The sequence below is a fragment of the Rhodococcus sp. WAY2 genome (genome assembly GCF_009859915.1).
GTDB classification, from domain to species: domain Bacteria; phylum Actinomycetota; class Actinomycetes; order Mycobacteriales; family Mycobacteriaceae; genus Rhodococcus_F; species Rhodococcus_F oxybenzonivorans.
Window position 1 is genome coordinate 4,007,220 of sequence record NZ_CP046572.1, and the last position, 16,860, is coordinate 4,024,079.

At 65.4% G+C, this 16,860-nt stretch carries 14 protein-coding genes and 1 pseudogene; 8 read left to right on the plus strand and 7 right to left on the minus strand.

Annotation, left to right across the window (positions count from 1 at the left end; all coding sequences use genetic code 11):
* Positions 1–127 precede the first annotated feature (127 nt).
* Positions 128–1,603 (plus strand): DUF4185 domain-containing protein, encoded by a 1,476-nt coding sequence (locus GFS60_RS18430; RefSeq protein ID WP_159923409.1) that lies wholly within the window; start codon positions 128–130, stop codon positions 1,601–1,603.
* A 58-nt stretch (positions 1,604–1,661) separates the two neighbouring features.
* On the opposite strand, the gene GFS60_RS18435 is transcribed toward GFS60_RS18430, so the two are convergent.
* From GFS60_RS18435 to GFS60_RS18445, 3 genes are all read right to left on the minus strand, one after another.
* A complete protein-coding gene (locus GFS60_RS18435; RefSeq protein WP_159923411.1) occupies positions 1,662–2,873 on the minus strand; it encodes an SfnB family sulfur acquisition oxidoreductase in 1,212 nt (403 codons plus the stop codon).
* A 90-nt stretch (positions 2,874–2,963) separates the two neighbouring features.
* Positions 2,964–4,187: an acyl-CoA dehydrogenase family protein gene (locus GFS60_RS18440; protein WP_159923413.1), complete on the minus strand. Its 1,224-nt coding sequence runs from the start codon at positions 4,185–4,187 to the stop codon at positions 2,964–2,966.
* On the minus strand, positions 4,184–5,449 hold the full coding sequence (locus GFS60_RS18445) for an acyl-CoA dehydrogenase family protein (protein WP_159923415.1): 1,266 nt from the start codon (positions 5,447–5,449) through the stop codon (positions 4,184–4,186). The genes GFS60_RS18440 and GFS60_RS18445 overlap by 4 nt, the downstream gene beginning before the upstream one ends.
* A gap of 100 nt (positions 5,450–5,549) precedes the next feature.
* Here GFS60_RS18445 and sfnG point away from each other — a divergent pair, with 100 nt between their 5' ends.
* Positions 5,550–6,671, plus strand: coding sequence for a dimethylsulfone monooxygenase SfnG (gene sfnG, locus GFS60_RS18450; protein ID WP_159923417.1), 1,122 nt, complete (start codon positions 5,550–5,552; stop codon positions 6,669–6,671).
* Between the two features lie 68 nt (positions 6,672–6,739).
* On the opposite strand, the gene GFS60_RS18455 is transcribed toward sfnG, so the two are convergent.
* From GFS60_RS18455 to GFS60_RS18465, 3 genes are all read right to left on the minus strand, one after another.
* Positions 6,740–8,389, minus strand: coding sequence for an FAD-binding dehydrogenase (locus tag GFS60_RS18455; protein ID WP_159923419.1), 1,650 nt, complete (start codon positions 8,387–8,389; stop codon positions 6,740–6,742).
* On the minus strand, positions 8,386–9,093 hold the full coding sequence (locus GFS60_RS18460; RefSeq protein WP_159923421.1) for a TetR/AcrR family transcriptional regulator: 708 nt from the start codon (positions 9,091–9,093) through the stop codon (positions 8,386–8,388). Before GFS60_RS18460 ends, GFS60_RS18455 begins: the two co-directional genes overlap by 4 nt.
* A 108-nt stretch (positions 9,094–9,201) precedes the next feature.
* Positions 9,202–10,527, minus strand: coding sequence for an MFS transporter (locus GFS60_RS18465; RefSeq protein ID WP_159923423.1), 1,326 nt, complete (start codon positions 10,525–10,527; stop codon positions 9,202–9,204).
* Positions 10,528–10,658: 131 nt separating this feature from the next.
* On the opposite strand from GFS60_RS18465, the gene GFS60_RS18470 reads away from it, so the two are divergent.
* Both GFS60_RS18470 and GFS60_RS18480 read left to right on the plus strand, forming a co-directional pair.
* The gene (locus GFS60_RS18470) at positions 10,659–11,828 is read left to right on the plus strand and encodes an LLM class flavin-dependent oxidoreductase (protein WP_159923425.1); all 1,170 of its coding nucleotides are present in this window, start codon (positions 10,659–10,661) and stop codon (positions 11,826–11,828) included.
* A 92-nt stretch (positions 11,829–11,920) separates the two neighbouring features.
* Positions 11,921–12,336, plus strand: a pseudogene (locus GFS60_RS18480) (VOC family protein).
* Here the strand turns inward: GFS60_RS18480 and GFS60_RS18485 are convergent.
* Positions 12,256–12,771: a CGNR zinc finger domain-containing protein gene (locus GFS60_RS18485; RefSeq protein WP_159923427.1), complete on the minus strand. Its 516-nt coding sequence runs from the start codon at positions 12,769–12,771 to the stop codon at positions 12,256–12,258. The pseudogene GFS60_RS18480 and the gene GFS60_RS18485 sit on opposite strands and share 81 nt — an antisense overlap.
* 263 nt (positions 12,772–13,034) lie before the next feature.
* Here GFS60_RS18485 and GFS60_RS18490 point away from each other — a divergent pair, with 263 nt between their 5' ends.
* Genes GFS60_RS18490 through GFS60_RS18505 form a run of 4 tightly spaced genes read left to right on the plus strand, consistent with a single transcriptional unit; the run spans position 13,035 to position 16,842 of the window.
* Positions 13,035–14,885: a hypothetical protein gene (locus GFS60_RS18490; RefSeq protein WP_159923429.1), complete on the plus strand. Its 1,851-nt coding sequence runs from the start codon at positions 13,035–13,037 to the stop codon at positions 14,883–14,885.
* On the plus strand, positions 14,882–15,097 hold the full coding sequence (locus GFS60_RS18495) for a hypothetical protein (protein WP_159923431.1): 216 nt from the start codon (positions 14,882–14,884) through the stop codon (positions 15,095–15,097). Before GFS60_RS18490 ends, GFS60_RS18495 begins: the two co-directional genes overlap by 4 nt.
* Entirely contained in the window at positions 15,098–15,511 is a 414-nt protein-coding gene (locus tag GFS60_RS18500; protein WP_159923433.1) for a hypothetical protein, read from the plus strand.
* Complete coding sequence (locus GFS60_RS18505; RefSeq protein WP_159923435.1) at positions 15,508–16,842, plus strand: hypothetical protein; 1,335 nt, start codon at positions 15,508–15,510, stop codon at positions 16,840–16,842. Before GFS60_RS18500 ends, GFS60_RS18505 begins: the two co-directional genes overlap by 4 nt.
* Positions 16,843–16,860 lie beyond the last annotated feature (18 nt).

Consider the following 16,860-nt stretch of genomic DNA (forward strand, 5'->3'; position numbering starts at 1 on the left):
GAATGTTACCCCCGGGTATGGCGTGTGGGAATCGGTGGACGTAACCCGGCGATGCTAAGTTGCCCTCGCCAGGTGTGGCCGAGACGGACCTGCGCGCGGAAAGAGTGGACAGCGGAGGGGTTCGGGGATGTCGAAGAGATGGGTCGCGTCGTTCGCGGCGGTGGCTATCGGTTCGGGCGTGATCGTCTACTCGAATCAGAGCTCGGCCGGCGCCGAACCCGAAACGGTGTCCAACGGGGTGCCGGGTAGTGGTTCGTGCGCCAGCGATAGCACCAACGAAACCGCTTCGCTCATACCGGAAAAGCTCGAAATTCCGATCCCGTACCCGAAGATCACCACCGTTCCGTACCCGGCGCCCACCACAGAACCTACGCGTATTGCTTCACCGCCGCTGCCCGCGGACCCGTGCATGGATCCCTGCCCCGACCTCACCGACGACACCGAGCTCGATCCGGGAAACCTGTCGAGCGTGTTGAACATTCCGGATGTCAGCGTGAAATTCACGCCCTTCCACCTCGGCATTCCCGTCCCCGGCGCAGACGTGGCCTTACCGCCTCCGCCGCCGCTGGTGCATCCCGCGACCGAGGAAGCACCCCGCAGCCCCGCTCCGGCAACCCCGAAGATCGGGGACGTGACCCGGGTGGCCAAGGTGACCGGGGCCGGCTCCGTCAGCCGGACCGACAAGCGCTACCAGGTCAACGGCACCGACCTGGGCATCATGTGGGAGAGTGCGCCCGACCAGGTCGCGGTCGCCTTCGGTGACACCGTCGGCAAGGGCTTCATGCCGCCCGGTGGCCAGGGCGGCGACTGGCGCAGCAATGTCCTCGGCTTCAGTTCCGACCGCAACCTCGCAGACGGTATGAGCCTCGACAGCATGGTGCAGGACAGCCGTTGTCACGCGGCGGAACTGCTGGACAGCCGGAAACTCGACAACGTCGAGATCACGACCATTCCGACGTCGGGATTCGCGGTCGGCAACAGGCAGTACATGAGTTACATGTCGATTCGGACGTGGAACAGCATTCCCGCAACGTGGTGGACGAACTATGGCGGCATCGCCTACTCGGACGACGGCGGGTCCACGTGGACCAAGGACCCCTACGCCAAGTGGGACAACATTTTCGGCGTCACCAAATTCCAGGTGGCCTCGATGGTTCCGGTCGGCGACTTCGTCTACATGTTCGGCACCCCCAATACCCGGCTTGGTTCGATCGGCCTCGCGCGGGTTCCCGCCGATCAGGTGCTCAACAAGTCGGCCTACCAGTACTGGCAGCACGGAAACTGGACCCCGGTCGGTGGTTTCAACGAGGCCACCCCCATTGTGAACGCGCCGGCCGGCGAACTGTCCGTGCGGTACGAGGAGGCCACCGGCAAGTGGCAGATGTCCTACCTCGACACCTCCAAGGCGGCCATCGTTCTCCGGGAGTCCGATTCGCCGCAGGGTGAATGGTCGGACGGTGCCCCGATGGTCAGCGCCATGGAATATCCGGAGCTGTACGGCGGTTTCATCCACCCGTGGTCGAGCGGTGAGGATTTGTACTTCACCCTGTCGACGTGGTCCGACTACAACGTGTTCCTCATGAGGGCGAAGCTGGGCGGCTAGCGCCCGTGAGTGGCTGACGAGTCCTAAGACTCCTTAACCACTCACGAGCCCGGAGGGCCTACAGCAGCCCGTGCCGGGGCGGAATGGTCCCCGACAGCGTCCACCGGCCGATGTGCTGGATCTTCCAGCGTGTCGGGTCGTGCAGGGTGTGGGTACGCGCGTCGCGCCAGAAACGGGAGAGATTGCCCGACTCCGACGCACTGCGCGTGCCACCGAGCTCGAACAGCACGGACGAGGCCTCGAGTGACGCTCTTGCCGACGCCACCTTGGCAGCGGCCGCGTCGATCGAGGCGACGGCGGCCGTCGACTCGGTCAGGTCTCTGCGTGCGGCATCGATGCTTCGGGCCCCCTCTCGCAGCAGAGCGGTGGCCGCCCGCACCCCGAGCGACGCTTCACCGGCCAATTGGATGAGCAGGGGGTCGTCGACGGCGTCGCCGACACCGGCTTCGAAGTACGGCCGCGCCCGACGTGCCGACCGTACCGCCTCGTTCAGCGCGGCGGACGCGATGCCGGCGTCGATGGCTGCGTGCAGAATCTGCGCCTGGGCACCGTACGTGGTGGGTGCGTCGAAGATTGGGGAGAACGGCACGACGTGGGTCGCGGGCACCCGCACGGATTCGAGGGTGACCGTGCCGCTCGCGGTGGTTCTCTGACCCATGCCGTCCCAGTCGTCGACGATCGAGAGTCCCGGTGCGGTCCTCGGGACGTAGGCAACAGCTTTGGCCGGTTTTCCGGTTGCTGTGGTGGCCCCGGTAAGTGTGGCCCGTACTGCGATCCAGTCGGAGAAGAGGGCGCCGGTGCTGTAGAACTTCGTTCCGTCGACGACAAAGTCGGCGCCCTCCTCGACCAGAGTGGTGGCGTCGACGTCGATGGTCGTCGTCCCGCGCTCGCTTTGCGCATTGGCGAACTGCGCACCGGCGAGAACTTCGCTGTAGAAGAACTTGCGCTGATCGGAAGTCCCTTGAAGCCGCAACACCTCGAGGAACGTGTAGTGGCTGTGCGGGATCTGCGCAATACTCGGATCGGATTCTGCCAGAAGGCGAAACACCTCCGTAAGCGTCTCCGTTCGCGCGTCGATTCCACCGTGCTCGCGCGGGACACTCAGCGCGAGAAGGCCGGACTGTGCCAGTGCCCGAATCTGGTCGTGCGGCAGTGTCCGTTCCGCGTCACGGGCCGAGGCGTCGACGGCGAATTGTGCGGCGAGATCGGCGGCGACGGCCAGGGCCTGCGCCTCGTCGGTGATCCGGTGAGCGTTCTGGACGGCGGTCATGATCCTCCGAGTGGTCGTGACGTGCCGAGTCCGGCTACCGGATGTAGGTAGCCGGACTCGGCGATCAGTGAAACGTAGATGTGCGAGATCCTAGGTGTACCAGGTAGGTTCGGGAATCTCGCCGGTCAGGACGTAGCCGCCCACCTCGCGGCGCTTGTACGCCACGGGATCGTGCAAGGTATGCGTTCGGACGTTACGCCAGAAGATGTCCAGCCCGACACTGTTGGAGGTGGCGCGCGCACCCGTCAACTCGAAGACTCTCGTTCCGATTTCGAGGGCAACGTCGGCAGCCCGTAGTTTCGCTGCGGCAATCCGCACGGCGAGATCGCCGCGGGCCTGCTCGGTGAGGTTTTCCCGTGCGTCGTGCAGGACCGCGTCGGACTCGCGATTGACCTGATCGACGAAGGCCTCCGCCGCCCACAGCTTCGCCTGCAGGTCGCCATAGCCTTCACGCAGGTACCACTCGTCTGTGGAGAGTTCCTTGTTGTCGCCCCCGTACGGCCATGGGCGGGTGCGTGTTCGGGTGTACTCGGCGGCGGTGTCGAGGGCGCCGCGGGCGATTCCGACGTAGAAGTTGGCGAACACGATCTCGAGTGCCGGAAAGTTCAGCGTGTTGTAGACGAGGGGCTGGAACTCCTTGTCCACGAACCCTGCTGCGCCGGCCCAGTCCACCTCGACGTCATTGATTTCCACCGAACCGGAATCGGTGAGACGCTGACCGAGGTTGTCCCAGTCACCGCGGAAGACGATACCGTCCTGAGCGGTCGGAACGATGGCGAACACATGGGTGGTGGTGCCCTCGATGATGCCCTCGAGCACGGTGAGGTCGGTGGCACGTCCTCCGGTGGAGAACGATTTCACGCCGTTGTACACCAGGGTCTCGCCACGGTCGACGATGGTGAGGTCGGTGTCCCGCGGGTTGACCGCACCGCCGAAGAGGAAGTTATTGCTGGTGTACAGCTCCTCGACCGCGCCGATCTGCGGTTCGGTGCCGACGAGCCGCACGGCCCACGCCCACAGGTAGTGGTATCCGAGGAGCTGCCCGATCGAACCGTCGCCGCGGGCGATCACCCGGACCACCTGATACGCCGTCTCCCAGCGCTGTCCGCCGCCACCGAACTCGGTGGGGCCCAGGAGGGTGACCAGTCCGCTGTCCTTGAGGAGCTGGACCTCCGCGTAGGGGGCGGCTCCGACGCGGTCGCGTTCGACGGCGTCGCGGGCGAGGATGTCGCTCACCTTCTGTGCGCGGGCAATCCACTCGGCGCTCGTGGTCGGGGTCTCTGCCCAGACTGTCTCTCCCGTGGTTACTGTCATGACTGGTCTCCTGTGTCGTTCCGTGCGGTTCCGATGGCCCAGACGTAGATGGGTTCGGTTCCGTTGATTTCGTAGTCGCCGACGACCTTCGCCTTGAACACCACCGGGTTGTGGCTCGCCACGGTGCGCGCATTTCTCCAGAACCTGTCGAGGTCCCAGCCGCGGTCGACACCCGAGGCGCCGAGTGCGTCGAAAATCTTCGCCGTGGCCGGGACGACGAGGGACGTCGAGGCGACCTGTCCTTGCGCGGAGGCAATTTCGGCGGCGATGTTGGCCGCCTTCTCCTCGTCGGGGTCGCTGCCGAACGCGGCCTCGTAGGCCCATTGCGCCGGCTCCGCGGCATGAATCGCGATGGCCTCGGCTGCGTGCGCGGCAGCGGACACCTCACCCACCACCTGCTGGATCTGGGCGTCCTGAGCGTAGGTGGGTGCGTTGCCATGACTGAACGTGCGGGTGCGGGCGGCGACGCGTGCGGCAATGGCGTCCGTCGCAGCCCGGGCAATCCCGGCCAGAGTCGCCAGGTGGAACAACTGGTAGAAGGCGGTCTGATACCTGAAGCGCGTGGAGAAGTCGAAGATGTTCTCCGGCCGGACCACTGCGTTCTCGTAGGTCGACGTGCCCGAACCGGTGGTCTGTTGCCCGAAACCGTTCCAGTCGTCGCTGTGGGTCACGCCCGGTTGGCGTGCGTCGACGGCGGCGATGACGAAAGCGCCGGTGTCGGTGCGCTGCGAATACAGATCGATCCAGTCGGCGAAGATGGACCCCGTGCTGTAGTACTTGGCGCCGTTCGCGAGGAAGTGATCACCGTCGGGTGAGGGCGATACCTTGGTGTTGGCTTCCCCGAGGGCGACGTCCCCTATCTCCGTCCACGCGTTTCCCACGAGTTGGCCGTCGACGAAACGCTGCAGCCACAGGTCGCGGTCCACGCCTTCGGCCGCCACCAGACGGTCCTCGACGAATGCGAAATGGCCTCGCAAGGCCTGCGTGACATTGGAATCTGCAGCGGAGAGTTCGACGAGAAGGCGGAACAGCTGCGGAATGCTCGCGCCGAAACCGCCGTGCGACGTGGGGACCCGGACTGCGCCGAAACCAGCTCTCTTCAGGGCGTCGATCTGTTCGTAGGGAAGAACATGGTCGCGCTCGCGCTGCACCACCCCCTCGGCGATGTCGGAGAAGATGGGGCGGAATGTATTGGCGAGCGTGTTGTAGTCCGTCTCGCTTGCGATCGGGGAAGCAGCTCTTCGCTCCTGTACGGCTGTCATGTCAGCGAAGCTCACACGCCTCCGCAGGAAGGAGGAAGGGTTGCACGCGTCATGATCGGAAGGGTGGGCGCCACCGCGGTGAACAGGTTCGATCCTGGGTATGTCAACGGAACACATCGCCGATCAGATCAAGTTCGCCTACTGGGTGCCCAACGTCAGTGGCGGACTGGTCACGTCCGACATCGAACAGCGCACGAGCTGGGACTACGAATACAACAAGAAGCTCGCCCAGACGGCGGAGAACAACGGTTTCGAGTACGCACTCAGCCAGGTGCGCTACGAGGCGAGCTACGGCGCGGAGTTCCAGCACGAATCGACCAGTTTCAGTCTCGCGCTGTTGCTGGCCACCGAGCGGCTGAAGGTGATCGCGGCGGTGCACCCCGGGTTGTGGCAGCCCGCCGTACTCGCGAAGCTGGGAGCCACAGCAGATCACCTGTCGAACGGCAGGTTCGCGGTGAACGTGGTGAGCGGCTGGTTCAAAGACGAGTTCACCCACCTCGGAGAGCCCTGGCTCGAACACGACGAGCGCTACCGGCGCAGCGCCGAGTTCCTGCAAGTGCTGCGCAAGATCTGGACCGAAGACGACGTCGATTTCCGCGGGGACTTCTACCGCATCCACGACTTCACGCTGAAGCCGAAACCGTTGAACACGCCGGAACGGCCCAACCCGGAACTGTTCCAAGGCGGAAACTCTTCCGCGGCCCGGGCGAACGGAGGACGCTACGCGGATTGGTACTTCTCCAACGGCAAGGATTACGACGGTGTCACCGAGCAGATCGTGGACCTCCGCCGGCACGCGCGTGAGGCGAACCGCGAAGTGAAGTTCGGCCTCAATGGATTCATCATTGCCCGCGACACCGAAAAGGAAGCCCGCGACACCCTCCGGGAAATCATCGACAAGGCCAACAAGCCGGCCGTCGAAGGGTTCAAGTCGGCCGTCCAGCAAGCGGGTGCGTCCACCGCCGACAAATCGGGTATGTGGGCGGATTCGACATTCGAAGATTTGGTGCAGTACAACGACGGGTTTCGTACCCAGCTGATCAGCACACCCGAACAAGTCGCCGAGCGCATCGTCGAATACCGTCGCCGCGGCGTCGATCTCATTCTGGGCGGCTTCCTCCACTTCCAGGAGGAGATCGAATACTTCGGCGCCAAGATCCTGCCTCTCGTCCGCGAACTCGAGGCGGCCGAGTCGGGAAATCGGACCCTCGCCGGAGTGTAGGCGCTTCGCGCCCGTGCGCCTTTCTGGTAGCAGTAACAACCAGAAAGGCGCACGAGCGGCGGAGCCGCCTACCGGGCGAGGGCCCGGCCGGCGGCGCGCCCGGAGAAGATGCAGCCACCGAGGAAGGTGCCCTCGAGGGCGCTGTAACCGTGCACGCCGCCGCCGCCGAATCCGGCGACCTCACCCGCGGCGTAGAGGCCCTCGAACGGCGTGCCGTCGGGCTTGATGACCTGTGAGTCGAGATTGGTTTCGAGACCACCCAGTGTTTTGCGGGTGAGGAGGTGCAGCCGGACAGCGATCAGCGGGCCGTTCTCGGGGGCGAGTATCTCGTGTGGGGCGGCGACGCGAGTGATCTTGTCGGCGAGAAGGTTTCGTGCATTGTGGATAGCCATCACCTGGAAGTCTTTGCTGTAGCTGTTCTTCACCTCGCGGTCTCGGGCCACGATTTCGTGTTCGAGGTCCTCGTACTTGATCAGGGGCTGGTCGGTGAGCGCGTTCATGCCGTCGACGAGGTCGCGAAGGTTGTCGCGGACCACGAAATCGACCCCGTGCTGTTTGAATGCTTCGACCGGTCCGGGCGCACCCTTTCTCAGGCGCGCGGCGAGGAGCTTGAAATCCCGTCCGGTGATGTCGGGGTTCTGTTCGGAGCCCGACAGCGCGAACTCCTTCTCGATGATCTTCTGGTCGAGCACGAACCACGTATGGTGGTGGCCGCTGTTCATGATGTATTCCAGTGTTCCCATGGTGTCGAACCCCGGGAAGTTGGGGCTGGGCAGCCGTTTCCCGTTGGCGTCGAACCACATGGACGACGGGCCGGGAATGATCCGGATCCCGTGATTGGGCCAGATGGGGTCCCAGTTCTGGATGCCCTCGGTGTAGTGCCACATGCGGTCGCGGTTGACGATGTTGCCGCCCGCGTTCTCGGTGATCTCCAGCATTCTGCCGTCGACGTGCGCCGGGACCCCGGCGAGCATGTTCTCGGGCGCCTTGCCCAGCCGGGCAGGCCAGTTCTTCGCGACCAGTTCAGGGTTTCCGCCGATGCCGCCGGAGGTGACGACCACCGCCTGCGCCGAGAATTCGAAGTCCCCGACCGCCGTTCTCGAGCTCTTCACCCCGCGCGGCTCGGTGGACGGTTCGAGGACGGTGCCGCGCACCCCGGTGGCGGCGCCGTTGGTGACGACGATCTCGTCGACCTGATGCCGATGCTTGAATGTGACCAGCCCCCGCTGTGAGGCGGCGATGACACGGGTGAGGAAGATTTCGACGACACCCGGTCCGGTGCCCCAGGTGATGTGGAAGCGGGGCACCGAGTTGCCCTGCCCGAGTGCAGATCCCCGACCGCGCTCGGCCCATCCGACATTGGGCATCAGACGCAGGCCGAGGTCGTGCAGGTATTGGCGCTTCTCGCCGGCGGCGAACTCGACGTACGCCTGCGCCCACAGGCGGGGCCACTGGTCCTCTCGTTCGCGGTCGAAGGCGGCGGTGCCCATCCAGTCCTGGATCGCGAGCTCGTACGAGTCCTTGATACCGAGACGCCGCTGCTCGGGCGTGTCGACGAGAAACAACCCGCCGAGTGACCAGAAGGCCTGCCCGCCGAGGTTCGAGGAACTCTCCTGCTCGACCACCAGGACTTTGCGGCCCGCCTTCACCAGTTCATAGGTGGCGACGAGACCGGCCAAGCCGGCGCCGACGACGATGACATCAGCCTGTTCGGTCACGAAGACTCCTCTTGTCGGGCGGTGCGTGGTGGGGTGGTGTCGGGCCGGCTGTATGCCGTGACGACGTGGGTGAACAGGTCGACGCGCAGTTCCCGGGCGGACGCGCTGGCGTCCTCGATCAGGCACTGGACGCTGGTGCCGTCGTGTACGGCGACCAAGGCGCGGCCCAATGTTTGTGGGTCGCCGACAATGGTGCGGCCGAGTCGGCCTAGGGCACTCTCGAGGATCGGCACTATCGTGTCGAGGATCGCTTGTTCGCGCGCCGCGAGGGCCTTCTTCAAGGCGGGATTACGTAGCGCATGCGCGGTGAATTCGGCGTTGATCCGGTACCACTGGTCGTCGACGGGAACGACGTCGAGTATGAGGGCGGTACCGGCACGCACCTTCTCCGACGGCGGAAGATCGGTCAGGTCGATGTCCGACGACTCGGCTGCCAGTCGAATGTGCTCGAGCATGGCGGTGGATCGCTGCTCCCACATGGCGAAGAACATCTCGTCGAGGGAGGCGAAGTTGGAGTAGAAGGCTCCGCGCGTGTATCCGCCGCGCTCACAGATCTGCTCGACCGTCGATCGCCCGAAACCGTTCTCCGAGAACACCTCGCCGGCTGCGTCGAGCAGGCGCCGCCGAGTTTGGCCTCGCCGTTTCGTCACCCTTCTCGGCGCGTCGGTGGCATGGTGAGGGGTGGGCGCCGAAGATGTCGGCATGTTCCCTCCTCTGCGCCGGGGTCGGTGGACTCACTCGATACACTAACGTATCGAATACGCTGGTGTATCGAAGTCGGTGTACCGAGTGAGTGCCGACGGATGCCCGGGTCAGAGGTAGAGATCTTGCTTACGGATCGCAGATGTGGCAACGACGCTGACGATCGAGGTGGCGACGAGGTAGCCGCAGGCGAGCCACGGGGCGCCGCCGCCGACTGCGATGAGGGCGGTGAGGATCATCGGCGTCACACCGGAGGCGTAGATCCCGGAGAATTGATACACCACCGACAGTCCGGTGTAGCGGATCTCGGTGGGATAGAGACTTGCATAGAGAGTGCCCTGCGCTCCGTAGAACAGAGCGTGGATGATCCCGAATACCAGCACCAGCGCGACGGTGAACCAGAGCATGTTTCCCGTGCCGAACAGGCCGAAAGTCGGGAACACCGCCAGGCCGTACGCGGTAATACCGATGATGTAGATCCTTGCGGCCCCGTAGCGGTCCACCAAGAGCCCGGAGAACGGAAGCAGGGCCGCCATGACGACTGCCGCGATCGTGACGGCCAGCAGGACGGGCACTTTCGCGAAGTCCAGACTCTTCGTCGCGTAGGTGATTGCGAAAACGCCCCAAGTGTTGAACGCGGCCCCTTCACCCCAGCGCGAGAGTAATCCGAGCACAGTGTTGCGGCGGACGCGGCCGCGAAACACGTCCTTCAGCGGAGCGGAGGAACGCGTCTGCAGTTCGTGCACTTCCCGGAAGGCCGGGGTCTCCTCGACCTTCAGTCGCACGACGAAGCCGATGACGACGAGGATCAGGCTGAGCAAGAACGCGATTCGCCATCCGTACGACAGGAATTGGGCGTCGTCGAAGATCACCTGCAGGGCCGCGAAGACTCCGGTCCCCAGTGCGAGACCCAGGGCGAGGCCGATCTGCGGGATGCTCCCGAACAGCCCGCGTCGCCGCGCGGGGCTGTGCTCGACGGCGAGAAGCACGGCGCCCGCCCATTCGCCACCCAGGGCGAACCCCTGCAGAATCCGGAGCAGGAGCAACAGCACGGGGGCGAGAACACCGACCTGCTCGGCGGTCGGCAGCACGCCCATCAGGGCGGTCGCGATGCCCATGATGAACATGGTCAGCGCGAGCGTCTTCTTGCGCCCGATGCGGTCGCCGATATGGCCGAACACGACTCCACCGATCGGGCGGACCACGAAACCGACTGCGAACGTCGCGAAAGCCAACATGGTGCCGACGAAGGACGTCTGGTCGGGGAAGAAGAGTTGGTTGAAGACCAGGCTGGCGGCCGTTGCGTAGAGGAAGAAGTCGTACCACTCCACTGTCGTGCCCAGGAGGCTGGCTGCCACGACGGTGCGTAACCGCGTGCGCCGCTCGAGGTCGGACTCGGTCGACGGCGAGGAGGCGGGTTGGGAGAGCGTGGTCATGGGCCGGTGACGTTATCGGTGTCCGCCGCCGGCCTTCACCCTCCGAATCACGGTGAATGAAACCCTCCCGCCGGGGCCGCGCGGTTGATGAACTGGGCAGCGCTGCCCATCTTCGTCGACAAGGATCCCGCGTGTCTCTGCATTTCCACTGGTTCCTGCCCACCTACGGTGACTCCCGCAACTTGATGGCAGGCGGCCACGGAAGCTCGATGGCGGGGGACCGTCCCGCAACGCTGAAATACCTCAACCAGATCGGCGCAGCCGCGGAGGCGAGCGGTTTCGAATCGGTTCTCACTCCCACCGGCGCCTGGTGCGAGGACGCGTGGCTCACGACGGCGATGATGGTGGAGACCACTGAAACATTGAAGTTTCTGGTCGCATTGCGGCCAGGCTTGCTCAGCCCGACGCTCGCCGCTCAAATGGCGTCGACGTTCCAATGGCAGTCGGAGGGACGTCTGCTGCTCAATGTGGTGACCGGTGGAGAAGACCACGAGCAGCGGACGTATGGCGATTACCTCGACAAGAACCAGCGATACGCACGGTGCGGAGAGTTTCTCGACGTCATCCGGCGTCTGTGGTCGGGCAACGGTCCGGTCGACTACGCCGGCGAGTACATCCGGGTCGAGAACGCTTCGCTGCAGCGGATTCCCGATCCCGTGCCACCGATCTTCTTCGGCGGGTCGTCACCTGCGGCCGGTACCGTCGCGTCCCAGTTCGCCGACACCTACCTCACCTGGGGTGAGCCGCCCAGTGCTGTCGCCGGGAAGATCGCGTGGATCCGGGACCTCGCCGAGGTGCAGGGTCGCACGCTCGACTACGGCATCAGACTGCACGTGATCAGCCGCGACACTTCCGAGGAGGCCTGGGCCGAAGCCGACCGGCTGTTGGCAGCGCTCGATCCGGCCACGGTCGAACAGGCGCAACAGAGCCTCGCCCGCTCGGGCTCGGAGGGACAGCGACGCATGCGTGAGCTTCACGGCGGAGGCAGCGCGTATTCACAGGCGAGTGACGCGCGGAGTCTCGAGGTGGCGCCCAACCTGTGGACAGGTGTCGGACTGGTGCGGGGTGGCGCCGGCACCGCGCTGGTCGGCTCGCACGAGGAGGTCGCCGACCGCATCGCCGAATACGCGGCACTCGGACTCGACCATTTCGTGCTGTCCGGTTATCCCCACCTCGAGGAGTCGTACCGCTTCGGTGAGGGTGTGCGGCCTATTCTCGAGCGCCGCGGGCTCGTCCAGCCACGCAGCCACCGCCCGGGCGACCTGTCGGGCTCGACGGCGTTCCTGTCCTCTCGTCGGTAGGTCCTGCCAGACTGGGAGCATGACGGCGGCTGCTCGAGTTCCCGAGGAGCTTTTCCCGCACCTGCGCCGCGCCCGCGACCTCGTCGACCGCAATTACGACGCTCGGCTTCGTCGAGGGCACCGACGTCACGATGGGTGACGGGTTCCGCTGGGTGACGATCATGCACCCGGACCACCCCGAGCTCGAGGTCACCCTCATGAAGCCGGGACCGCCGCTCGACGCCGACATGGCAGAGGCGATCCGGCGCGCACTGGCGAGTGGGACGAGGGCGGCTTCGGATTGACCACCACCGACTGCCGCAAGACCTACGACGAGCTGCGCGCGAAGGGGGTCGAATTCACTCAGCCTCCGGCCGAACGCCCCTACGGGGTCGAGGCGGTGATGCGCGACAATTCGGGGCAGAGCAGTCAGCTCGCCCCAGGACGATCAGCAGCGCGACCGGTGACGGCGGACGGCGTCCCGGTTGGCGCAGCGAGGCGAGCAGTAGCGTTGCCGCCCGTTCCGTGAGGTGTCGGCATAGATCACTGTGCATTCCTCCACCGCGCACCGGCCGAGGCGGCTCATCCCTCGGCCGACGAGATGCAATGCGGTTCCGACGGCAATGAGTGCCTCGAGCACTCCGGCGAGGGAATGCTGGTCGTCGCGATAGTGCAGATGCCAGCCGTCGCCGGCGTGGTTGGTCAGACGTGGGTAGGCGGACGCCTTTGCGAGGAGGAGATTGACCTGCTCTGCGCGGTCCTGCTCGTGTGCGGCGTCCACGATGACCACCCACCGGTCGAGCACGGCGAGTACGTCGCCGAGGTCGTCCTCGGAGACCGGGAAATCGACCACGACTCCGGCCTCGATGCATCGGGCTACCAGTTCGTCGATGGTCCGGGGTCGGCGATTCGCCAGATCAGCGGCGAGTTCCACCGCATACTCGCCGTAAGGGTTGAGATGCACAATGCCATTACATCACGCTGGAGCCATGAGTGAACGGCACGAGCACGCCTGGCAGGAAGTATCGCGGCATCGGACGAGTACAGGGGTGGTGTCCTACACGGGCTGCAGTTGCGGACGTTGGCGATTAGTCCTGGTAGAGACTGCGATAGCGGCATCTACGCAGATCTACGTCTGATCGCAGAAAGGCATAGATTCGTCTACGGAACGGTGACCTCCCCGACGAGGGGCTGGCATTTTCGGCGCGGGACGCACATAATCACCACGTGAGCCAAGTTACTGTTACTTCGAGTTCACTCATCTTCGCGCAGTCTGGCGGAGAGGGTGGCGGCGCAGCGTTCGACCAGATGATTGCGATCACGGTGGCGACGGCGGTCATCACGATCGGCCTGCTGTGGATCGCGTACCTGCACCGTGCGCGGAAGATCACGTGGCTACAGTCGATTGCCGACGCCGCGGGTCGCACGCTGGACCGCCCCGCGTGGGTGGCGCTCCCGCTGTTCACCTTCGTGGGCACCATTCTCACGGCGTTCTTCGGCTTCATCTGGGACGTGAGTCTGCATATCGGACGCGGGCGTGACGACGGCCCGCTGGCGAACCCGGCGCACTACTTCATCCTCGTGGGTCTCTTCCTGCTGTTCATCACCGGCATGCTGGCGATGATCCTGCCCCGCGACGAGAATCCAGGTCCGGCCGCGCTGAAGATCACCCGCACCTGGTACGTCCCGGTCGGCGGGGTACTGGTCGCCGGGGCAGGCTTGTACGCCCTCATCGGTTTTCCGCTCGACGACGTCTGGCACCGCATCTTCGGTCAAGACGTCACGCTGTGGGGCCCCACTCACCTCATGCTGATCGGCGGAGCGGGACTGTCCCTGATCGGCGTTCTCCTCCTCGACTTCGAGGGTCGCGCCGCCAAGACGGGGGAGACGGTCGCCGACAGCCGGCTCATCTGGTTCCTCCGGTGCGGCACCTTCGGTGGTCTGATCATCGGCTTGTCCGTCTTCCAGATCGAGTACGACTTCGGTGTCGAACAGTTCCGGTTGGTCCTGCAGCCGATGATGATCGCCGGTGCTGCCGCATTCGCCCTGGTCGCTGCGCGCATCGTCCTCGGTCCTTTCGCGGCACTCGTCGCAGTCGCCGTCGCCGGAGTGGTGCGCGCCGCCACCGCGTTGATGGTGGGCCCGGTACTGGGAGCCCCGACCAACGTGTTCGAACTGTGCCTCGGCGCAGCCGTGGTCATCGAATTGCTGGCCCTCACCCCGCTGATCAAGAATCGGGTGGCGTTCGGCGCCGTGGGCGGATTCCTCGTCGCCACGGTCGGACTCTGGCTCGAATCGTTGTGGATCGACGCCATGTACCTCTACCCCTGGCCCACCAGTATGTGGCCGGAGGCACTGGCGATGGCCGTGCCCGTCGGTATCGCGGCGGGAGCCTGTGGTGCGCTGCTCGGCCGGGTGTTGCGGTCCGAGGGTTTGCCGCGTCCCGCGCTCAGCCGGACCATCGTGGTCGCCACCGTTCTGGTGATCGGCGGTGCGACCGCCAACGGCCTGATCGCCACCGTCCCGGAGAACGCCACAGCCACAGTGGTCCTCACCGACGCGGCACCCAATGGCGGCCGAATGGTCAATGCCGAGGTCACCATCGATCCGCCCGATCTGGCGAGCGACGATCCGGCCTGGGTGTCCATCCTGTCCTGGCAGGGCGGGCCCGACCTCGACAACGGTTTCACCGTGGACAACCTCGAACGCACCGGGCCGGGAACCTACCGGACCAACGAGCCCGTGCCGGTGCACGGAACGTGGAAGACTTTGCTGCGCGTGCAGGACGGGCGCACCATGACGGCGGTGCCGATCTTCCTGCCGAGCGACCCGGGGATCGGTGCCGAGGAACTGCCCGCGGAGTCGTCGTTCACCCGTGAGTTCGTCCCGGAAATCACCATCTTGCAGCGGGAGCGCAACTTCGATCATCCCAGCTGGTTGTTCGCCGCCGCCTCCCTGGTCGTGTTGGCCTGCACGCTCGCACTCGTCACCGCCCTGGCCTGGGGCGCCGGACGGATCGGCAAGTACACCCGGGGACAGGCGACCGCCGACACCCGCGAGGACGTGAACGTGACATGAGTCCGGCGAGCGACCCGAATGTCGTGTATCTCGCGGACCACTCGGTGTTGTTGGCGATTCCCGCCTTCGTTCCGGCATTCCTCGTCGTCGGTCTGGTCGTCTATCTGGCGGTCCGGGACCGTAAAGCCGAGGCAGCCGAGAATGCCGAGAACACGGAGAATGTCGAGAACACCGGCGACGAATCAACGAAGCGGAAAGAGGAGGACGTCTAGGTGATCAGGCGGTTGACCGCCGTGGTGGCGGTGTCCGCGGGTGTTCTCGTCGGAGCTTCCGGGTGCGGTACCGAAACCGAAGCCCCAGGCACCGGTACGCCGGCCAGTGAGACCTCGGCAGAGACCACACCGGACGCGGCCGAGGACAGTGTCGTGATCGACGTCCGGATCAGCCAAGGCACGGTGACTCCCACCAACGAGCGCATCGACGTCGCGGTAGGACAGACCGTGACCGTGCGCGTCGACAGCGACGCCGACGACGAACTGCACGTACATGCGGTGCCGGAGCACTCGTTCGAAATCCACCCGGGGACGGGCCAGCAGACCCAGTTCTCGGTAGAGGTTCCGGGCCAGGTCGCCTTGGAACTGCACGAGAGCGGCAAGACGGTGGCCACCCTGCTCGTGCGTCCATGACCGCTGTGCTCGCACACGGGCTCGGTGGGTCCACCGATCTTCCGATTCCCTTCACCTTTGCGCTGATCGGCGCGAGCTGGGCGCTGACCGTGTCGTTCGTCGTTCTGGCCTTCGCGTGGAAGACCCCGAAACTCGATCCCGACCGCCCCGGCCGCGCCCTCCCCGACTGGGTCACGCGGTTCGCGGACTCGCCCATCACCCGGAACGTTCTGGCGGGTGTAGCGCTCGTCCTCACCGCGTGGGTGGCTCTGGCCGCGTTCTTCGGCCCGTCGACGTCCGCGGATAATGCGTTGCCCGGTGTGTTCTACGTGCTCCTGTGGGTGGGCCTGGTCGCGGTGTCGCTGGCGTTCGACCCGATCTGGCGGGTGCTGTCCCCGGTGCGGACAGTGCATCGAATGGTGTGCGCCGCGCTCGGACGCTCACCCGGAGAACGGAACCGGCGGTACGGCGACTCCTGGGGATATCGTCCGGCGGTGGTGGGTCTGTTCGCTTTCGTGTGGCTCGAACTCGCCTATTCGGATCCGGGTTCCGTTGCCGCCGTGCGCACCTGGTGTGTGGCCTACCTCGTCGTGACGTTGGCCGGCGCTGTTTTCGCAGGGGAGCGCTGGTGCGAGCGAGGTGATCCGTTCGAGGTCTACAGCACCCTCGCATCCCGGTTGTCGCCGCTGAGCCGCAACCGCGGTGACGGCCGGATCGCCTTACGTAATCCGCTCGACCATCTGGGGTCGATGCCCGTGCGCGCCGGGTCGGTGGCGTTGATGGCGACCCTGCTGGGGTCGACGGCGTTCGACAGCTTCTCCGCCTTTCCATGGTGGCAGCGAACCCTCGACGCAGCCGGCGGACCAGTAGCCGAGACGCTGGCGCGCACCGCCGGACTGCTCGTCTTCATCGGCTTCGTCGGAGTGTCGTTCTGGGCGGCCACCAGGGCGACGGGCGGCCTACGTCCCCAACAGCGCGCCGCCCTACCCGGATTGCTCTCGCACTCGCTGATCCCGATCATCATCGGCTACGTGTTCGCCCATTACCTGACGTACCTGGTGGAGAAGGGTCAGGCGACGGTGATCCTGCTGGCCGACCCGCTGGGCCGCGGATGGAATCTGCTCGGGCTGGGCAACGCCGAGGTGGCGTACATACTGTCCGAGCACCCGTCCGCGACCGCGTCGATCAAGGTGCTCTGTGTGCTGATCGGGCACGTCCTGGGCGTTGTTGCGGCACACGACGCATCGGTGCGGATCCTGCCGCGGGGGCATCAGCTCACCGGACAGCTGGCACTGCTGCTCACTATGGTCACGTACACCTTCGGCGGGCTGTACCTGCTGTTCGGCGGCTGAAGCGCACGCTCGGCGTGG